Raw genomic sequence first — 18,830 nt, forward strand, 5'->3', positions numbered from 1 at the left:
TAACAGGAGCGTCTGAGGTGCGGGCGCTTCAATGCTAACGCGCAGTTACTTGGCGGCGGTTTTCAGCGCTTCTTCCAAGACACGTCCGATGTTGTTGCTGGGCGGCTGCACTTTCAGCAACGCCGCCAACGTGGGGGCAATATCCGCCGGGCTGCTGGCGTGGTGGTAATAGCCAGGGGTGACGCCAGCGCCGTAAAAGATCATCGGCACGTGCGTGTCATAGCTGTAAGGCGTGCCATGCGTGGTGATGATCAGGCCATCGCGGCCTTCGGCAAAAAAGTTAAACGGCTGCGGCACGACGACCAGGTTGCCGTTGCGGGGCGGGAAAAACCCGTTGGCCACACTGCGCGCGATCATCGTTTGCGGCACTTGCCCTTTCAGCAATTGCGAACGTGTCAAACATTCGGCGATGCCGGGAACGGCCAACACCGCCGTCTGTGCCGCGCGTTCCACTTCAGCGGCGTCCAGCTTGCGGCGTTCGATCACGGTTTCATCCAGATAGACGTTGCCGTTGCCAAAATTCAGCACCCATTTGTCTTCGCCAAAGCGTTGCGCGAGCGCATTCTGCACGGCATCGGTCACGGCTTTGGCACTGATCCGGCCGCCGTGGCCGATTTCCTGAACTTGCTCCGGAATGGGGGCAACGCCGTGATCCGCTGTGAGCGCGATCAGCACATTATCCAAGCCGATCTTTTTGTCCAGGTACGCAAACAGGTCGGCCAAGGTGCGGTCTGTGCGCAAGGTCAGATCCTGCACTTCCTGACTGTAGGGGCCATAAAGGTGGCCCAACAAATCGTTGGCCGAAAAACTGATGGTCAACAAGTCCGTCGTGTCATCCGCGCCCAGACCTTCGTTTTCAATCGCAGCCTTGGCGAAATTGGCGAGATATTCGTTGGCATACGGCGTGATCTCAAATTGCGTATAGAATTTCGGGCCGGGTTTTTCTTCCCCGCCATTGATGATGTATGGGAAGGTCGAGCCGTAACGCGCTTTCTTCTCGTATGCCGCATCATCGGGCGCGGAGCGTTGGTAAGCCGCTTCCGGCAAGAGTTTCTCCCACTTTGCGCCAAAGTATTTGTCGGGCCGCTGCGCTTGATTGAATTGCTTGACCCAGTCGGGCAGATCATTGAAGTAATACGTGCTTGAGGTCAGCGTCCCTGTGTCGGCATCGAACCAGTAAGCGCCATTGGGCCGCTTGCCGGCGGGCAAAATCGCCGAGCGGTCTTTGAAGGAAATCCCGACGACTTTGGCCTGACCCGCCGTGGCCAGCCGCAGTTCATCGCCCAGTGTCGAACCCAGCAGTTTGTGCGGCGCGGCCGCCCGCGCGCCCGGTTTGCCGCCCAACGATTTGAATTGAGCTTTGTCATCCGAAACGCTGGTGATCGTTTTGCCGCTCGCGCGGTCATACCATTCGTTGCCGATGATGCCGTTGGTCGCCGGCACCGAACCGGTCATAAACATGGCGTGGCCGCAGGCCGTGTAAGTCGGCGTTTGAGGATAGTTGGCATTAGTAAAAACGGCGCCGCCATTGAGCAAGCGCCGGAAGCCGCCCGCGCTGAACTGATCGGCGAAGCGTTGCAGATAATCGTAACGGAACTGATCAATCACGATGCCGACCACCAGTTTCACCGGTTTGGCCGCCGTCAATTTGGCCGCGCCGCGCCGTTGTTGCGCCGCCGTGCCGCCGCCGTCGAAACTCGCCAGCAACAGAATGAGACCGAGCAACGCGCTGAACTGACGTTGCGGCTTGCTGAATTGCATGAATGCTCCTTGCAAGGATGGTTTGGAAAGTTGTGAACGCTTCTGGTTGCGCAGAATACTGAGTGCCGCGCGCGAACACAAGACGCCGACAGGCTCACGTTACGCAAACGTTGAAACCTCACACCAACTTAAAGCAGGCCAGAAACTCCCGATTGCCATCCGCCCCCAGAATCGGCGAATCCAGCACTCCCTGCGTTTGCATTCCCTGGCTTTCGGCACACGCACAAACTTCCCGCGCTACACGTTGCTGCGCCGCCGCGTCGCGCACGATGCCGCCCCGGCCCACCTCGCTGCGGCCCACCTCAAATTGCGGCTTGACCAATGCGATGACCCAGGCCGGACGCGCCAGCAACGGCGGCAACACGGGCAAAATCTTGTCCAACGAGATAAACGAGACATCCAGCACCGCCACGTCAAAGCGTTCGCTGAAATCAGCAGGCTGCAAATACCGCGCATTGACGTATTCACGCACCTCGATGCGCGGGTCATTGCGCAATTTCCAATCCAATTGCCCATGCCCCACATCCACCGCGACGACGCGTGCCGCCCCGTGTTGCAACAAACAATCGGTGAACCCGCCCGTCGAAGCCCCGATATCCAGACAAACCTTGCCCGCCACCGCCACGCCGAATTGCGCCAACGCTGCCGCCAGCTTCACACCGCCCCGGCTGACATAGGGCAAAGTCTCTTTGACCAACAGCGCCGCATCCATCGCCACCAAATGCCCGGCCTTGTCCAACCGCTGTTCACCCGTGAAGACCTGCCCGGCCAGAATCAGCGCCTGCGCCTGGGTGCGCGTCGCGGCCAACCCGCGCGTCACCAGCAGCTTGTCCAATCGTTCTTTCGGCGATTTTTTCTTCACATAAATGCCCTCTCGAACGCGCTAAAAGTGCCGTCAATAGCGGCGGCGACCAATGATAGCGGATTATAGCAAAGTCAAATGCCCCCGTTGACAGACCCACCCTCGGATGGCAGAATGCGCCTTCTTCAAACGCGCCCGTAGCTCAGTTGGATAGAGCGTTTGGCTACGAACCAAAAGGTCGCACGTTCGAGTCGTGCCGGGCGCATCAAGTTTTTCAATAACTTGCAGACAACTCAATAAACCGAAAGGCCGTCAGCAACACATTGACTGACGGCTTTTCGCTTTCCCTGCCCTGTGTTTTCAAAGATCACTTCCGGCCTGAGCACCAACCCGCAGTTCTCTACCCTACCTGAAGAAATTGATCAGACAAACGCCCGCCGCCGCAATCGGGTCAAGCTCGTGATGATCGGAGGTGACAAACTCCCCTTGCAGCCGCAGTGTCAACGCCAGCCCAATGGCGTCTGCCAACGAAAGCCTGTATGTGCCCTTGATCTTCCCGGCTTGCTTCCATAACGCTTCGTCAAAGTCGCCGCGCGTCTGAATGCCCACAGCGGCCAGCTTGCTCATCGCCGTCTCCGCCGCCGCTTCCCCGCTCTCACGCACCACCTGATAGTAGATTTCGCAAAGGTTGATGGCGTGCGCCACGTTGAGCGCGTTCGGCGTGAGCAGACAAGCAGCCACGTTCGGTGCGCCCGGTTCGCCGTTCAGATACGCCAGCATTGCCGATGAATCGTAGACGTAGATCACCAGCGTTGTGCCCCTTCTTCGGTAGCCAACTCTGCGTGCCGCTCTGCCAATAGCTTCTCAGTCGAAGGCAGCAACCCGGCCATGCTGCCCATCGTCTGCATCACTAATGCGCGACGTGTTTCAACACCGTCTTGCGCCGTTTCTCTGGCGAGCCATTCCCCCAGCTTGATCTTGTCCGCCAGCGGTAGCGCCTGCACAGTTTGCAAAACCTGCTCGAATGTCGGTGTCATTGGTTGGTTCCTTTCTTCGCTGCCCGATTGTGCACGTTTTTCGTCTCAACTTTGCTGTTAGCCGCCGCTAGCTGTCTTCTCGTCTCACAATGACTAATTTTTTCTTGCACGGCGAAACCTCACAAACGTGCCCTGTGGTTCTGTTCTTAAAGCCCCCATCTTGGCTCTGACATGTTGGGGCAGCTTGCTTATATCTGTAACCTTGTACCAAGCGCCCTTTTTTTCTAATAGCCCTTCTGCAATCAACGCATCAAAATCAATCGGCAATGCGACCAGCTTCCGTCTTTGCTCAATCTCCTTGATTGTTATTTTTGAGTTTTCAGCCATTATTTTCCTTTCTTCGCCGTGCGTTTCTTCGTCGCCTTGGTCTCGACCGCCGCTGCGCCCTGCCCTGCCGCCTTCGTCTTCGACTTGGTTGCCGTGCCGGACGTGGCTTTCTTCGTCTTCGATCTCGCCAGCATCTGTGCTGGCGTCTTCACCACGTCGCCCGCTTTCATCTCTGCCGCCGTCACAGCAGGCAGGTCCGTCGTCTCGCCTTCGTCCAGCTTTTTCGGACGGCCTGGCTTGCGGTCGGAGACAAGGGCAAGGTCTGAACGATTGATGACGTAATCACGGCCTATGCGCTGCGCTGGAAGCTTTCCATCCGAAATCATCGCTCTGACTCTGCGCTCTGTTACCCCCAAAGATTGGGCAGCTTCGTTTGTGCTTATCAGTTCCATGCACATTTTATAACCTGAAATTTTCTATACCGCAAGCGGAATTATTCTCTTGCGTATTCATTCCGCTTGCGGTATAGTTCGCCTGTCAATTGGACATCTCTCACGGAGGCAAACGGCAATGATTAAACTGGAACGCGGCGACAAGATGAATAAAGCGATTGCACGGGCGAAGACGGTTCACCCGCGCGTCAAATGGCTGGGCAACCGGACGTATCTGGTTACGTCGAGCGACGGCCAGCGGCGCTACACCGTGCGCTTCGTGGTGGCGCACGGTCACAAGCTGGCGGAGTGCAATTGCAAGGCGGGCGAGAAAGAACAGCTTTGCTACCACGTCGCGGCAGCTGAGCAATCAGCCGCGCCGGTGGTCGAGACGAAGCGCGCCGCCGTGGCATTCCGAATGCCGTATACGCTGAAAGGTGAGAAGTACTGCGGCGTGGACATCTAACCGAGACGAAGGGAGCGCACAGAATGAGCACCAACACATCCGAACAACTTCAACCCCTCACCGCCGAGCCGCTGGCAGCACCGTTCACCCTGCGCGCGCTGGCGGCGATCATCGCGGACTTGTCCAAGCCTTTGAAGGCGCGCCATCTCAAGACGCGCAAACAGGGCGGTTCGGACATCACCTTCATCGAGTGGCACACCGCCGTGAAGTATCTCGACCTGGACGCGCCGGGCTGGTCATATAACGTGCGCGCGGTCGGGCTGGTAGGCAAACTGGTGACGGTGACGGCTTCGATCAGCGTGCCGTGCGCCGAAGGCCAGGTGACGCGCGAAGCCACGGGCTGCGAAGACCTGGACGCCAAAGGTTACGGCGATCCGGTCAGCAACAGTGAAGCGATGGCGCTCAAGCGCGGCGCGTCGAAGTTCGGGCTGGGGCTTTATCTCTACTCGAAATAATCACCAACCGGCTGGCGGGGCAACTCGCCAGCCCTCCTCAACGAGGAAATTCAAATGCCGCAAGTGCCAGCAATCAACCTGCGAGCCGTCGAAGACGTTGAGCGCCGCGTGGAGCAGTTATTCTCAATGTTGCACGAACTCCGAGCCGTGTGCACCGAATTGCGCTGTTTGCCACGTCCACTGATGTCCGGGCCGGAGGTGCAAAAAGCGCTGGGGCTGAGTGCCACCACCTACGCGGACATGGTGCGTCGGGGCGTGCTGAAGCCGTTGCGCGGAATGGATGGCGGTAAAGGCACGGTCAAGTATTTCCCCCGCCACATAATCGAGGCGCTGGGGCGTGGCGAACGAGTCGAATGGCCGGCGGGGTGTTTGCCGGAGCAATCGAAAAACTAACCACCACCTGGGAGCGGCAGACCGCAACGCTGCGTCACCTGCCGCTCCTGTTCACTTCACCAACAACCACCACGGAAAGGAACTTATGAAAGCAACCGACATCACCAAACGCGAGGCGAAACACACACTCAACGGGCAGGCGGACGCGCCAGCGGCAGGCACACCCAGCTTCCAGCCCACGCCCTTCCCTTACGCACCGAAAGCCGAGGAGATGCGCCCCTTGTATGAGCGGGTCGCGGCGACGTTCTCAAATCTCTACGAACTGCAATTCGATTACGACGACCCGCTGTTGCAAATTGACAGCCCGATGCAGGTGCACCCCACGGACTTCGTCGGCCTGATCGACAAGCACATGCATGACCTGTTTGACGAGGTGAACTTGGCCGACCGCCGGGTAATGGCTTGGCTCTATCCGCATCTGCGCCTCATCGTGGACACCCAAAAGGTCGAGCGTGAGACGGCCAAAGAGAAGGCTGACCTGCTGACTGCCCCAGCCCGGCGCGAGGTCTAACAGGAAAGGCTTTCCAAGTGCGTCAACACAAGGAAAGCCCCAACAACAACCACACGCCGAAGCGCGCAGGATGCTGCCTACACCGCCATCCTACCGCTTCGGCCTTTCCCTTTGAAAGGACACCCTCACGATGAAGGATTTCGAGAAGTATCAACAACGCTCCAAGCAGATCGCCGCCAAAGCCGCCAATTCCGGCGACACGCTGGGCACGGTCATTCCCTGGGCGATGATCGTGGTCGGCGTGATCGTCACGGCGATCCAGACCCACGCCCTGAGCTATCGCGGGATGAGCGGCAGTGACCTGTATGCGGGCTGGCTCGATGTCGCGGCCTGGCTGCCGGTTGTGCTGTTGGAAGGGACGGCCGTCGGCTTGACGCTGGGGCGGCTCTACTTTTTCAAGGGCACCGAACAGCGGCGGCTGGGTTACGTCGCCTCGTTCGCGGTCTGGGGCGTGCTGGCCTTCAACACCGTCGCGCAATTCGTGGTGGGCAACGGCGGCGCACTGCCTGCCCCGCTGCAATTCTACGTGCGTTACGTGCTGCCGCTGTCCATCGTGGCCGTGCCATATCTGTGGAAGTGGCTGCTCGATCTGCATCCGGATTCACAGGAACGCATCGCCACGTTGGAAGTGGAAGCCGAATACTCCGCCCAATGGCGCGACATCCAGCGCGAACAAAACAACCAACTCATTGGCGCCTATCGTGACGCCATTGACTCACAGGAAGTGAAGCAAGCCGTGACGAACCTGGTGCAGAAAGCGGCGCTCAAACGAGCCACGGAAATCGTCGGGGCGATTGATGAGAGCGTGCCGCAACTGCGCCGCGACTTCGATCAGAAGCTGGACAAGCCGCCGCAACCGCGCATCGCCTGGCGTGGCAACCAGCGCGTGGACGTGGACAACGCGGGAAACGGATGACGCCGGTGGTGACTGCGCCAGCACCATCGGCGACGTTTTCAATGACGGCTCCGGTCAAAGCGCAATCCGCACCAGCACCGAAGCCGGATGCTCCCACGGAAAAACGCGGCGGTAGCGGGTCGGCCCAAAAACGCGGCGGTAGCGGGTTGCCGGTCTTCGAGGGCATCCAGTGGGAACAGCGCACCGACCGACCGGCGATGACGGCGTGGTACGCACCGCAGGGCGCGCGCGCTCACCGCAACACCAAAACCTATCTCGGATACATCAGCCAAAAGCTGTTGGCTGAGTGGCTGGCGCTGCCAGCGAGCGAGCGGCGGCGCGTCATTGAAGCGTGGATCACCGACGCGAAAGCGAAGAAAGGATTGCCTCGATGATGGCCCCTTACGAATGCAAGCGCCTCTTACCGGACGGCACGTTGGAACAGGCTTGGTTCTACGAGTACGAAGCGGTGCTGTTTTGGATTCACCAACGGCTGGATTTGGACGCGGCGGTTTCCTACAACGGCATCCTCGTCAACCGCGCCCAGTTGGTGGAGGCGGTCGAGCACTTTATCCCTGACTTGGCCTGTCTGGACAAACGCGATGCTTTGAACTTGCTTGATTCCGAGTGAAGGGAAGAAGCGAGACGAAGGGCGGGCCTGCGGTCGCGGGCCTTTTCGCGTTTATTATGTCCTACGCCGCGCGGCGGTCTGAACGCGCAACAAGCCGCCGCAAAAATTGCAAAAGGCCAGCCCACACAGGCTGGCCTTTTTGCGTGGCGGCGCGGTTAGCCGGTGTGCTGTGGCGTATCCCTTTGGCCCAACCGCGACACCTTTGGCCGACTGACTCGTTGCCCGGCATCTGGCATTTGCGATTGATGTCTACTGGCATTTGCGTGAAGTGCTTCAAGTCCCGCACAAGCACCAATTGCCGGGGTTACTGGCATTTGACTTTGCGCGTTACTGGCATTTGCCGGTAACGCGCTGCTGGCATTTGGTTGGGCTGCTTGCAAAACGCGCCTTGAGCGCCGCCGTCGCCGTGTGGAAAGCGCCGCCGTCGCGCAATTCACCCGCGCGGACGGCGTGCGCCAGGATCGCCGTCAGTTCCGCCGCTGAGACTTGCGGGCAATGCGCCAGGAGCGTGCCGCGCCAGGCCAGAAACCGGCCCGGCTGGTTCCAATAACCCAACACCGCGCCGTAATGCGGCGGCCAACAGGGAATGGCCGCGCGGGAATGATTTTCAACTGCGGTGCTGTGCGCCAGCCGATGCCGGTTCAGCCCGTCCTTGCTCACGCCGAACTGCCGCGCCGTCACGCGCAGACTTACGCCGTCGTGCAAGGCGTCTTCGATCCCGGCACGTTCCGCGTGTCCGCAAATTTTGCAGGGTTGCGCCATCAGCCGTTTTTCCCCTTTTCATCCATCACACCGATGATCTGCACATCCGGTTGTGGCTGCCGGTCGCGCCACCGATGAATTTCCTTCCGGCAATTCGGCGGGCAGGGAAACGCTGCCAGCGCCGCCAACTCCACCGCGCGCGGCCAGGCATTCGATTTCACCTGCACCAGCAACACGTCCGCCGGGCCGACCGCGATCACGTCGAAGGCGCCCAACGAAGCCGCAGCCCGCGTGCATTGGTAACCCGCCGCTTCGAGCATGCGGATGGTTTTGTATTCGTTGCGATTGCCCTTCGCCTTCGCGTTCACGGTTCCTCCCGCAACTCAGGAAATTGGTATTGCAGCTTCAACCCTGCCAGTCCGCGCGGTTCGGCGCGGTAGGTGGCCGTGCGCAACTCCTTGATGAGCTTTTTGAGCGCCAGCGCTTTTTCCGCATCGCTGGCGGTTTCGTATTCGAGCGAGTTGACCAACTCGCCGGCGGCGGCGGCGAAGGTGTGACCGAAGGCCGCCTCGCGCTCGCGCAAGAGCGAGGTCGGTTCGTTCCAATCCTGCACGCCCACCGCTTTCCCGCTCAGCCGCGGCAGCCGCAGACTGACGCCCTCGCCCACCGGCAGCGCGCGGTTCAAGCGGCTGATTTCCGTCTGGATCGCCGACGGGTCGTAGGTGTTGACCTGGCCGGGCAGCACCGTCGCGGCCAGCTTGCCCGGCGCGCCTTGCTGGCCGATGGCCGTCTTGACCGGTTCGCCCGTCAACAGGCTCACGCGGGCGGGGAAGCGCGACGAGACGCCCGGCAATTGCGTCAGGACTTTGTTGCGGGCCTCTTCGACGACGCCGGAGAGGCCGCGCCGCGTTTCGGGCCGCGTGTCGCGCGTGTAGTCGTCGGTGAAGCCGCGCGTCTGGCGCAGCAGTCCGGGCACGAACGACGCCGGCGCGTCCACCGCGATGCTGCGCGCAATGTTGCCGGTCGCCTCGACGAAGTTGCGCCCGCGTGCTTGTTCGAGGTAATGCGCCACGTTCTTGAAAACGCTCTGGTCGCCCATAACTTCCAGCACATTCGTCAGGCTGTTGCCCGCCGCCGCCGCGCCCGCCTGTGCGCCCTTCATGCCGGTGAGTTCGCCCTTGCGCTGCAACTCCATCAACGAAGCGCCGACCGATGCCCCCATTGCCCAGGGTTGCACCCAATCAATCGGGACGAGCTTATCGCCTTTCACTGGCCGTAAGTCCGGTTGCACGCCGCGTGACAGGGCGTTGAGCGTTTCCGGCAAGCGCACCAGCGCCGACAGGTTCACCGAGAAGCCGCGCAAACCGGCACGCCCTTCTTCGGCTTTCAGCGTGTAGTCCTTTTCATCGGACGGCGCAGCGAGGATGCCCAGTGCATTGAGTGCCGCGCCCGCCCCCAACGTCTGCGCCGTGCCCACCGTCGCGCGGGAAAGGGAAAGCAACGCCTGCCGCCGGGCATACGGATCGGCGCCATGCACGGCATGCACCGCGTGACGCGCTGCTTCAAACAGACCGAGCGGGGAATACTCAAGCGCGCGTTTGGTGAGCGCGCCCGGCGTCTGGCTGTATTTCAACACGAAGTCGCCCAGTCCGAAGTTTTCGGTTCCGGTGACCGGCTTACTGAGCGAGTTGAGCGCGCTCCGAATCCGGCTGGCGGTTTCCGAGACGAAGTTGGGATCGCGGAGCGTTGCATAGTTTGCTTCGGCCATCGCGCGATCGAGCAAGGCGGCGCGCGCCTTGCCGTTGAGTGGTTGGCCGCTGCGCTGTGCCGTCTTCACCAGCGCATCAAAGGCACGTTGGTAATGGCCGGTCCAGTTGCCAGCGTCCGGAACTTCGTTAATCCAAAACAACAGGTTGTCGAACGCCTTGCCCAGCTTGTTTGAGCGCGTACCCGGTGGCAGGTTCGGTTTGCCTGGCAAGGGCTGGCCTTGCTGGTGCGCCGCGACAGCCTGCTTCATCCCGTCCACATAGTGGCGGAAGAAGGGCACGTCCGGCGCGATGTTCGTGCGCGCCGTGCCGGTCAGCTTCGAGAAACCAGCATCGAGCGCCGAGGCCACGCCCTGAACGAGCTTTTCCTGTCCGGTGAAGACGAAGTGCTGGACGATGTTCCGCCCCACGAATTTCGGCGTGGCAAGTTGCGCCGCTGTCTGCGCGCTGCCCACCGTGTCAAAGAAACGCCCGCGCGCCCCTGGTTGTGTGGCGGCGCTGGCTGCGTTCGCAATCCCTTGCCCGATGTCGGTGATGACCTGGCCGGACACGAAACCCGCCTCGCCGCTGCGCCGGTGCAAGGCTGGGGGATTGGTCGGTTGTGCGGAGGGCGAGTCGGGCGGCGTTTCCATCAACAGCGCATTTGGCCTTACGCCTTCCGCGCCGATCTCCGTTTGCTGTCCAAGCGCGGAGTCCGTGTCAGGGAAAAGCGCATTCAAGCGCGCGAGTTGGCCTTCGCGCCAGACATCCACCGGCGGCGCTTCGGCGGTGGGTAGCTCTGCCACTGTTGCCGCTGCTGCTGTTTGCGGGGCAACCGTTGCGCTTTCCGCCCGGAAGCTCTCAAGACTGAGCGGGTCTGCTGTTGCCGCAGTCGTCGCCCTCGTCACTGGCTCATCTGTCATCCGCATGGCCGTTTCTACTTCCGGCGACGTCTCTTCCGGCATCCAGAATCCCGCTTGCGCGCGCAAGGTGGCCTCGTATTGTGCGGCGGCTTCAGCTTGACTGAGCAATCGTTCGGCCTGGCTCTCCAAGGCAGCCAATTGCGTTGCCGCTGTTTGCCCGGCAGCAACAGCCTCACGTCCCACCGGCACAATGCCTTGACTCAAGAATTGCGCATCGCGTTCCTGCGCCAGCCGTCCCTGTTCGACGGCAGCGAGTAACGGTTGGGCTTGCGTGTGAAGCTCTGCCAACGCCTGCTGATGCTCATCAACCGTCAGGCCGAAGGCTTGGCGCACCTGTGCGTCAAGCTCCGGCGCGCTTGATTCCGTTGCAACACGTCCGGACGCACCGGCATGCTGCCGACCGGGATAAAAAGCGGCATCCATCAGACCGCTCGTCACGATGTTTTGCAGCGCGTCCTGTCCGTCCATTCCACGCGCCAACGCTTCCGCGCCACCCACGCCTGCACCCGCCGCGCCGGTGATGGCCCGGCCTGTCAGTTGGCGGCCCAGCGCGGAACCCGGCGCAACTTTTGCAGCCGTGCCCAGCGCCAGCCGTTCGGCCATTCCGCCCGCCTTTGCGCCTACGCCCGCCCACAACGCATCGAGCAGCATTTCGTCGCCCGGCGTCTCGCGCGCCACGTCCTGACCCACGGTCGAAGTGATGGCGGCCGCGACGGGCGGCACTCCCATTGCCGTCAGCGCCACCATCGGCAACACCTGGCCCGCCGCGTTGCCACCCAGCCGCGCCGCCTGTTGCAGCCACGACGCATCCGGCGGCAAGGCACTGACCGCCGCTTCGTCCTCTTGCAGTCCGGCTTTCCATTCGTCGAACGTTTTGCCCACGGAGCCATAGGCTTCGTCCACGCTGGCCTGACCTTCCGGCGTCAACCGCGACTTCAGCATCGTGCGCGGCAGATCGGCCAAGCCCAGCGCCGTTTGACCAACGCCCGTTTTCACGCCCTCGCCCAACCGGCGCAGCGCACCCCATTGCCCGCCGCGTTCCTGCGCTTTCTTTTGTTTGGCCTCTTGCGCCTGCCGGTTCTGCGCCGCGACTTTATCCCAGTGCTTGGGGGCTTGTTCTTCCGGGTCGGGCAAGGCCATCCCATGCACCAGGAAGTCGCGCGCTTGCTGTGGCGCCGCTTGCCAGTCTTTCAACGTCAGCCGCGGCGTCCGCGCGTTCACAGTTTGTTTGGTTGGTGGCGTGGATGGTTGAGAAACGGGCGTGTCTGGCGTTTGGCCAAAGAGCGGCGTTGACTGTTGGTAATCAAACAGCCGCTCCAACCCTGCCACCACTGGCTGGTTTTGGCGCACTGGCCCACGGCGTGATTCACGGCGCAAGAGTGGTGCAGCTTGAGCGGGCTTCGTCAACTGGTTGGCCCCTTCTGCGCGGAAGGCGTCGAACGAAAGCGGATCATCATCCCCCTGGCCGATGTGGGAGAGCACGCGCTGCGCATGGTCGCCGGTGTAGATGTCTGCGGCTTTGTCGTAAAACTCCGCTGAGCGGGGCAGGCGCTCCTTGCTTTTGAAGTACGGCAGCACCTTGCCTTCGCCCGCGTGATAGGCCGCCGCCGTGTAATAACTGTCGCCGCCGAACAGTTCATCCAGATGCTTGGTATAGCGCACGCCCGCGCGCACCTTGCCTTCGAGCGTTTCCCATTCGGCAGGGGAGACGTAGCGCAGGCCTGTCTCTGGAACCACCTGCAACGGCCCGTGGGCATTGGCTCCGGATGTCTGCGTGCCCAGCTTGCCGCCTTCTTGCTGGCTCATGCCGCGCAAGGTGCGTCTGGCACTGGGTGACAGGCCTTCTTCGTCGGCGATCCTGTCAATCAGCGGTTGCGCGGGTGTCTTCTGCATCTCCCGCCGGAAAGAATTCAAATCGTATTGGTCTTGCGGCATCGCCCCTCCTGTTACCTTGGCTGATAGGAATTCAACCGTTGCTGTATCTCGGCTGCGCTCAACCCCTTGCCACGCAACCATTCCGCATAGCGGTTTAGTTCGTCGGTATTTGGCGGCGCGGCAACACCACTGCTGTTACGCTTGTTCAATGAGCGTTGCGCCGCCGGTGCGGCCAGCTTCTGGCGTTCGCGCTCAATGGCGGCGTTGTAGATTTTCTGCGCGGCTGCAATTTCGGCGGATGTGGCTTTGGTCAGCAACTCTTGCTCGCGTCCGGTCGCGGGATCGCGCACGACTTTCGTTTTACGCCCGGTCTGCACCATTTCCAGCACGCCCGGCGGTAAGCTGCCCTCAATGGCGGTGCGGCGTTCCAACAGAACATCCTCAATGTTGCTGCTAGGCGCGCCTGACACGGGCGCGCCGTTGCGATTGTCAAGATACCGCCGCGCTGCTTTCTGCTGCGCCACGGCGCGCGTTTCGACCAGCATGCGCTTCCGTTCTTTCTCAATCGCGTCCTCGCGCAATTTTTTCGCGGCGGCGATCTCCTGTGGTGTCGCGGCCACGTCCACCGTCACTGGCTTGCCCGTCGCCGGATCACGCACGGCCTTCGACTTTTTACCCGTCTGCAAAAGTTGCAACGTGCCCGGCGGCAGGTTGGCTTCGATGGCGGGGGGGCGTTCGCGCAAACCGTTCTCGACGATGGCTTCAACGCTGCCGTCTTCCGCGAGCTGCTCCATCTCCGCGTCGGTCTTCGTGTACGCGGGCAGCTTCGGCCCGCCTGGCTGACCTACGCGCGGCGCGGCGGCAGGCTTCGGCGTCACCGGGTTCGCGGCAATGGGCTGGGTGCCCAGGAAGCGCTTCCCACCGCTCGGCAGGGTGTATGGGAGATCAACTTGGCGGTACTCCAACGTCCCATCCAGCTTCGTGCGGTAAAAGACACCGCTTTGCGGATTGAATTGAAAGCGCGTCAACGGGTCGGGCTTCTGGGCGGGTTCGCGTAACGCCTTCAGCGCCGTGGCCGCGTGCGTCAAACTGCCGAATTGCTCCAACGCCTCACGCCGCGCTTGGGCGTCCTGTTGGCTGGCGGCCTGCTCGCGTTGCAAAGCTTCCGGATACTCAGTAGTCAGCCACCTTTGTTTATGCGGCCCATCCCGATTGACCGCGCCCGCCAGCGCGCCACCCAACGCGCCTTCCACCTTGCCCGTTTGCAGAAACCCTTGCCCCGCGCCCTCGAGGGCCCCCAGTAAGCGGTTTTTGAGGCCGGTCTTTTGCGAACGTTCGAGCGGCTGATAGACCGGCAATTGCGCTGCCCGCCGGGGCGTTCGCACCAGGCGTTCAGCTTCGTCGGCGAGGACGCGGCGCAACTGTTCGACCGGCCCGTCATTGTCAGGCGCAGCTTCAGCAGCCACTGGCGCGGATTTGTACATCTCCAACGCCTGGTTGCGCGCCTGTAGGTCTTCGTTCGCACCTTCTCCCTCAAGATTGCGCCGGAGCAACTCGCCCATCTTCATAGGGGCGGGCGGCTCCGCTGGCGGCGCGTCATCGTGCGCGCGCAGAGACCCCCAAAGCGCCTGATTGCGCAGTTCAGCGCCGGGGTCTTGCGCCTCGACGCTACGCCGGAGCAACGTTCCCGTGGTTGGCGGCGGTGCTGTCGGTGACGGCGTGCCGGTGACGGGGTTCGGTAAGGTACGCTCGACGGCACGGCGTACCAGCGCAGGCGTTGAGTTGTCGGCAGCGACCAAGGCGGACTGTTCCTGCTCGCCCGGCAACCAGCGCGTTGGACGCGCGCGGCGCATCAGCATCTGACCAGAAATGACAGGCATATAGATTCCAACTTGTCAGGCAACGCGAGGAAGGAAGGCAACCGCGAGGAAGGAAGACTGGCGAGATTATACGTGATGACCCGCCAGCCAAAGAACGAAAGTTTCGGCAGCCCGGGCTTGCCGATCAACCACATAGGCTACCGCCCGGTGTGGCGCAAGAAGTCCAGGATGTTATAGGCCAGACTCACGCGCTGGCGAATCGTGGCGCGCGCCGGTTCGCTGATCGTCTCGCGCGCGCCGGAGACGCGCCGCTCGATCTCACCTTGCAACTCCGCTTCATTGATCACAAAACCGTGTTCCTGCGCATAGGCGTTCACGAAATCAAAAAAACGCCCTTCGTCCGCTGCGTGCCCTTTGTACCAGGTTTCGATCCCCAGCCAATAAGCGAGCGCCGCATCCGTTTGTGGTTGTAACTGCATAAAATGACCTCCTTAGTCATCATCATCGTCGTCAATCCGGTACCAATCCGGGCTGACTTCATGGTGGATTGAATGGCGGCGCGCATCGCGCACCGTCGAGAAATTGTTGCCGCGTCGAGCCAGGCGGCCCGCCACGCCCCAGTTCGGCCCGCCTGCTTCGGACTCTTCGGACTGGGCCTGCTCCACTGCGGCACGATAGCCGTAGTAAGCATTCGCGCCGTGTTGCTGGATCGTCTTTGGCAGGTTTTCGCGCTGGAAATGCGCCGGGAGCTTGGCCTCCAGGCGCTGCGCTTCAGAGAGTTCACGCGCAGCCGGAAAAAACTGCGCCGCCAAGGCCCGCGCGCAGTCAAACGCATCATCGAGCTTTTTGAAATGGCGTCGTGCCCGCACCGGTTTGCCCATTTCGGACTGTGGAATATGAATCGCCGGAAACTCGCGCCGTAACCGCGCAAAGCCATCGCTGTCGAGCGCCGGTTTCGATTTCCAACCGGTCTGTTGCCCGTCCACCACGTCAGGAACCAAACCGCCTTGATTGTCAGCCACCACCACAAAGAGCTTCGGGCAGCCCACTGGCGCGCCTTCCTTGTCCTTCAACCACGGGCGAAACAGATGCGGCAGCTGCTTGTCCGGCTCCAGGTACGCCTGCAATTGAGGGTAGCCTTGCGTATACCCCTGCACGGTGTCCCAGGGTTCAAACGGGATGCCGTAATCGCGTTCGTACAGCAGCCGTTCCGCGTTGCCTTCGTGCGAGATGAGCGACAGCACCAGCGAGCGCCATTCGTTCGCGGGATCCATCGCCGCTTTGATCAATGGCGCCACGATGCCCGGATGCGCGCCTTCGCCCAGATACAGTTCCCGATAGAGAAAAACATAACCTGGCGCGCGAATCCTCCGCTGCCGTCGTGCCCCACAAAATGACCGCCGGATGTTCCTGCGTCGTGCCCACGTCGTGCGCCATGCCCCGGCTCCAACGCGGCGGAATGCACGGGCGGCCCTGTTCATCGCGCGCCTTTTCGCCATAGAAATCGGCAAACTCCGACCACGTGATGACGTGCAAATTCTCGTTCCACATCGGCAGCAACCGCCCGGCTTGCGAACCTTCGTAATCCAAGTCAATTTCCTGCGCGATCTCCGCCGCCGACATCTCCATCGTCTGGCCCTTGTACCAGCGTTCGTCTTTCCACGGATGCCGCCGCCAGTTAAGGCTCAATGCTTCCACTTCGGAGTTAAAACGTAGCTTAGCCTGTTTGGTCAACTTACCTTTGGGCGTCGAGATGGAAATTTTGCAGGGCGTGGATTGGCTTGAGGCCGTCCATTGTGGAAAGCCGCCGTGTGGCCAGGCCGCATGTTCATCCAGCACGGCCACCGTGTAGCGGCCCTGCCGTCCGAAGTCCGGCGTCGGGGCTTCACCGGTCAACAAACAATCCAATTCTGGGTTGACGATGTTCATATAGCCCGTGTGGCTACGGTAGTCGAAGCCCGCCGGCAGCATCCAGCCCGGTAGCAACCGCAATTGGAAGCGCACCTTTTCCAGCAACGCATCGGAATTTTTCTTGTCGTCTACGAGGTCTTCGACGCGCGAACCGAAGAGCGCCTTGAACCCCGGGTAGAAGCGCCAATGCTTCACCGCCCAATCCACCGCCACCCAGCTCGCGCCCATGTCGCGGCTTTTGTCGAGCAAGCCCGATTTACGTTCGAGAAAAACCAGCCGATCCAGCCAGGCGATGGCTCCCTCCTGAAACTCGAACGGCTCGAACGGCGTGACGGCCAGCGGCGCGACCGGGCGCGGGTCTTGCGACCAGGCCCAATACTTGAACCAGTGCAGCGTCCCGTTCACACCGTCGGCGCAACGTGCCAGTTCCGCCTGGCGCGCGGCCTTGCTCTTCAACACGCGCAGATGCGCCAACCGCATTTCCGCGCAAGTGGCGGCTCGTTCAACCTGCAAGGGAATCACATCGGCCAGGTACAGCAGATAATCGCGCTCAACCGCCTTTTCTTTCGTCGCCGCCAGGTCGCGCAACTCCGCGCACTTTTGCGGCACCAGCACCCGCGCCGCCAGGCACTCTTCCAGCGCCGCCCGCAAGCGCGCGTCATTCGCTTGGCGCGGGTCTTTTTCCGCCTTTTGCGGGTCGCGCACCTGCCGCAACGCCTCAAGCGCGGGCGCGATCAGCGTCGAGCCGGATCGCGCCCCAGCGTTGTTCGACAGCGGTAAGAAGTTGAGTTGCAGTGTCTTCATCCAATTCAGCCTCGCGCACCGCCCGCAACAGATCTTCGCCCATTGCCCACATCACGCGGTTGAGTGTCGCCAGCGAAATGGAGCTGGCCGCTTTCTGTTTGTGGATGCGTCCGACCATCGCGCCAACGCGCTCCACCAGTACCGTCACCGTGCTGAAGTCAGGCAACTGGCGTGGCTTCGGCGGGGTTTCCTTGGCGCTGAACGATTCGTGCCAGGCCAGCAACGCCCCGTCCGGCCCATAGATCGCGTCCCAGCGTTCGATGAGGTCTTCCAGGAAGGCGCGCAACAAGGCGACTTCCGGTTCCAGGTTGAGCGGCTCAGGATCATCCGCAAATTTTGCAATCCGATCGCGCAAACTCGCGCGCTGGATCGCCGAATAGCGCCCGTGCTTGATCGGCGTCGCCCCACCGTGCAAATAACATTTCCCTTCCCCCGGATGGTCGGTGCGCCAACCTGCTGGTTGCGCGCACGTCCTGCCGCCGCTTTTGGTCTTTGCTCCGCAGCGCCCTTCAGCATGAGGTTCCGCGCTTTTGCGCGCAGCATGAGGTTCCACGCGCTGCGCCTTTTTTGTGACCTGTTTTTTCACTGCTGGTTTTGCCATCGCTTGGTACTTGCCCCGTCTTTTTGCGTTTAACGGCCCGTGGTGGCGCCGGATATTCGACATGGCCAACGCCGCGCGCCGCTGTCGAAACGCACCAGGCAGACGGTAAAGCAGGAAGCTGTGCCGCCCTTCCTGCCGCCCGCTTTAGAACGGGATGTCGTCTTCATCCAGATCGGGCGGGGCTTGCGCCTTCAACACGGCCCGCGCGGCTTCCTTGCCCACACTAGCGGCGGCATCTTTCGTCTGCGGTCGCGCCATCTCCGGTTCACCTACCGTGTCCACCGCTTTGCCCAGGGCATAGACCGCCGCCGCACCGACTTCCAATGATGTCCGTTGCGCGCCTTCGCGGTCGGTGTAAGTTTCGAGACGAAGACGGCCTTCGACGAAGACTTGCTGGCCTTTGCGCAAATGCTCGCCCACGAATTCCGCCGTCTGATTCCAGCACGTCACGCGGAACCAGGTCGTGAGGTCTTCCGGCTCGCCATCGGCATTCTTGCGCCGCTCAGAAGTGGCGACGCTGAATTTGCACACCGCTGAACCTTGCGGCGTGTGTTTCAGCTCGGGATCGCGGCCCAAGTAGCCAACGATGGTGATTTTGTTGAACGATGCCATTCCTCTTGTTCCTCTTGTTCCTCTTTTTCAGTTCTTTCAGTTCAGAGAAAAAATGTGGCTCATGTGTAACCAGTTTGCATCGTTGCTGTCCGGCACATTCGTCGAATGAGCATCGCATTGATGCGTTTGGCGTTGTACATGGCTTCATAGGTCGCCACGTAGTCTTTGAGATAACGCTTGTGGACACC

General features: G+C 61.4%; 22 protein-coding genes and 1 tRNA gene. 8 read left to right on the plus strand and 15 right to left on the minus strand.

The features are described from left to right. Positions 1 to 45: 45 nt before the first annotated feature. Both HY011_18930 and HY011_18935 read right to left on the minus strand, forming a co-directional pair. Entirely contained in the window at positions 46 to 1,761 is a 1,716-nt protein-coding gene (locus tag HY011_18930) for an alkaline phosphatase family protein (GenBank protein ID MBI3425016.1), read from the minus strand. Positions 1,762 to 1,879: 118 nt separating this feature from the next. Next, positions 1,880 to 2,623 (minus strand): TlyA family RNA methyltransferase, encoded by a 744-nt coding sequence (locus HY011_18935; protein MBI3425017.1) that lies wholly within the window; start codon positions 2,621 to 2,623, stop codon positions 1,880 to 1,882. A 131-nt stretch (positions 2,624 to 2,754) separates the two neighbouring features. On the opposite strand from HY011_18935, the gene HY011_18940 reads away from it, so the two are divergent. Further along, a tRNA-Arg gene (locus HY011_18940) sits at positions 2,755 to 2,828 on the plus strand. Positions 2,829 to 2,968: 140 nt separating this feature from the next. Here HY011_18940 and HY011_18945 read toward each other — a convergent pair. From HY011_18945 to HY011_18960, 4 genes are all read right to left on the minus strand, one after another. Beyond that, positions 2,969 to 3,370 carry a PIN domain-containing protein gene (locus HY011_18945; GenBank protein MBI3425018.1) on the minus strand — a complete coding sequence of 134 codons (402 nt, stop codon included), beginning with the start codon at positions 3,368 to 3,370 and terminating at the stop codon, positions 2,969 to 2,971. Beyond that, a complete protein-coding gene (locus HY011_18950; GenBank protein MBI3425019.1) occupies positions 3,367 to 3,600 on the minus strand; it encodes a hypothetical protein in 234 nt (77 codons plus the stop codon). The genes HY011_18945 and HY011_18950 overlap by 4 nt, the downstream gene beginning before the upstream one ends. Before the next feature lie 93 nt (positions 3,601 to 3,693). Further along, the gene (locus tag HY011_18955) at positions 3,694 to 3,927 is read right to left on the minus strand and encodes a hypothetical protein (protein MBI3425020.1); all 234 of its coding nucleotides are present in this window, start codon (positions 3,925 to 3,927) and stop codon (positions 3,694 to 3,696) included. Next, positions 3,927 to 4,325: a helix-turn-helix domain-containing protein gene (locus HY011_18960; GenBank protein ID MBI3425021.1), complete on the minus strand. Its 399-nt coding sequence runs from the start codon at positions 4,323 to 4,325 to the stop codon at positions 3,927 to 3,929. Before HY011_18960 ends, HY011_18955 begins: the two co-directional genes overlap by 1 nt. 112 nt (positions 4,326 to 4,437) lie before the next feature. On the opposite strand from HY011_18960, the gene HY011_18965 reads away from it, so the two are divergent. The 7 genes from HY011_18965 (at position 4,438) to HY011_18995 (ending at position 7,649) form a co-directional block, all read left to right on the plus strand. Then, complete coding sequence (locus HY011_18965) at positions 4,438 to 4,764, plus strand: hypothetical protein (protein ID MBI3425022.1); 327 nt, start codon at positions 4,438 to 4,440, stop codon at positions 4,762 to 4,764. A gap of 23 nt (positions 4,765 to 4,787) precedes the next feature. Next, positions 4,788 to 5,219: a DUF1071 domain-containing protein gene (locus tag HY011_18970; protein MBI3425023.1), complete on the plus strand. Its 432-nt coding sequence runs from the start codon at positions 4,788 to 4,790 to the stop codon at positions 5,217 to 5,219. Positions 5,220 to 5,273: 54 nt separating this feature from the next. Continuing rightward, the gene (locus HY011_18975; protein ID MBI3425024.1) at positions 5,274 to 5,612 is read left to right on the plus strand and encodes a hypothetical protein; all 339 of its coding nucleotides are present in this window, start codon (positions 5,274 to 5,276) and stop codon (positions 5,610 to 5,612) included. Positions 5,613 to 5,697: 85 nt separating this feature from the next. Continuing rightward, positions 5,698 to 6,123 carry a hypothetical protein gene (locus tag HY011_18980; GenBank protein MBI3425025.1) on the plus strand — a complete coding sequence of 142 codons (426 nt, stop codon included), beginning with the start codon at positions 5,698 to 5,700 and terminating at the stop codon, positions 6,121 to 6,123. Positions 6,124 to 6,253: 130 nt separating this feature from the next. After that, positions 6,254 to 7,039 carry a hypothetical protein gene (locus tag HY011_18985; protein ID MBI3425026.1) on the plus strand — a complete coding sequence of 262 codons (786 nt, stop codon included), beginning with the start codon at positions 6,254 to 6,256 and terminating at the stop codon, positions 7,037 to 7,039. A gap of 8 nt (positions 7,040 to 7,047) precedes the next feature. Next, complete coding sequence (locus HY011_18990) at positions 7,048 to 7,413, plus strand: hypothetical protein (protein MBI3425027.1); 366 nt, start codon at positions 7,048 to 7,050, stop codon at positions 7,411 to 7,413. Further along, positions 7,410 to 7,649, plus strand: a complete 240-nt coding sequence (locus tag HY011_18995) for a hypothetical protein (GenBank protein MBI3425028.1) — start codon at positions 7,410 to 7,412, stop codon at positions 7,647 to 7,649. The genes HY011_18990 and HY011_18995 overlap by 4 nt, the downstream gene beginning before the upstream one ends. Positions 7,650 to 7,976: 327 nt before the next feature. Here the strand turns inward: HY011_18995 and HY011_19000 are convergent, their stop codons facing one another. The 9 genes from HY011_19000 to ssb form a co-directional block, all read right to left on the minus strand. Continuing rightward, entirely contained in the window at positions 7,977 to 8,411 is a 435-nt protein-coding gene (locus HY011_19000) for a hypothetical protein (protein ID MBI3425029.1), read from the minus strand. Beyond that, a complete protein-coding gene (locus HY011_19005) occupies positions 8,411 to 8,719 on the minus strand; it encodes a hypothetical protein (GenBank protein ID MBI3425030.1) in 309 nt (102 codons plus the stop codon). The genes HY011_19000 and HY011_19005 overlap by 1 nt, the downstream gene beginning before the upstream one ends. Then, entirely contained in the window at positions 8,716 to 12,954 is a 4,239-nt protein-coding gene (locus tag HY011_19010; protein ID MBI3425031.1) for a lytic transglycosylase domain-containing protein, read from the minus strand. Before HY011_19010 ends, HY011_19005 begins: the two co-directional genes overlap by 4 nt. Positions 12,955 to 12,965: 11 nt before the next feature. Beyond that, positions 12,966 to 14,774: a hypothetical protein gene (locus HY011_19015; GenBank protein MBI3425032.1), complete on the minus strand. Its 1,809-nt coding sequence runs from the start codon at positions 14,772 to 14,774 to the stop codon at positions 12,966 to 12,968. Between the two features lie 137 nt (positions 14,775 to 14,911). Continuing rightward, on the minus strand, positions 14,912 to 15,193 hold the full coding sequence (locus HY011_19020) for a hypothetical protein (protein MBI3425033.1): 282 nt from the start codon (positions 15,191 to 15,193) through the stop codon (positions 14,912 to 14,914). A 12-nt stretch (positions 15,194 to 15,205) separates the two neighbouring features. Continuing rightward, positions 15,206 to 15,988: a hypothetical protein gene (locus HY011_19025; GenBank protein ID MBI3425034.1), complete on the minus strand. Its 783-nt coding sequence runs from the start codon at positions 15,986 to 15,988 to the stop codon at positions 15,206 to 15,208. Further along, the gene (locus HY011_19030) at positions 15,885 to 17,429 is read right to left on the minus strand and encodes a hypothetical protein (GenBank protein ID MBI3425035.1); all 1,545 of its coding nucleotides are present in this window, start codon (positions 17,427 to 17,429) and stop codon (positions 15,885 to 15,887) included. Before HY011_19030 ends, HY011_19025 begins: the two co-directional genes overlap by 104 nt. Further along, entirely contained in the window at positions 17,344 to 17,982 is a 639-nt protein-coding gene (locus HY011_19035) for a hypothetical protein (GenBank protein ID MBI3425036.1), read from the minus strand. Before HY011_19035 ends, HY011_19030 begins: the two co-directional genes overlap by 86 nt. Positions 17,983 to 18,174: 192 nt before the next feature. Then, positions 18,175 to 18,642 carry a single-stranded DNA-binding protein gene (gene ssb / locus HY011_19040; protein MBI3425037.1) on the minus strand — a complete coding sequence of 156 codons (468 nt, stop codon included), beginning with the start codon at positions 18,640 to 18,642 and terminating at the stop codon, positions 18,175 to 18,177. Positions 18,643 to 18,830 lie beyond the last annotated feature (188 nt).

Source organism: Acidobacteriota bacterium, from assembly GCA_016196035.1.
In the GTDB taxonomy this organism is placed as follows: Bacteria; Acidobacteriota; Blastocatellia; order RBC074; family RBC074; genus JACPYM01.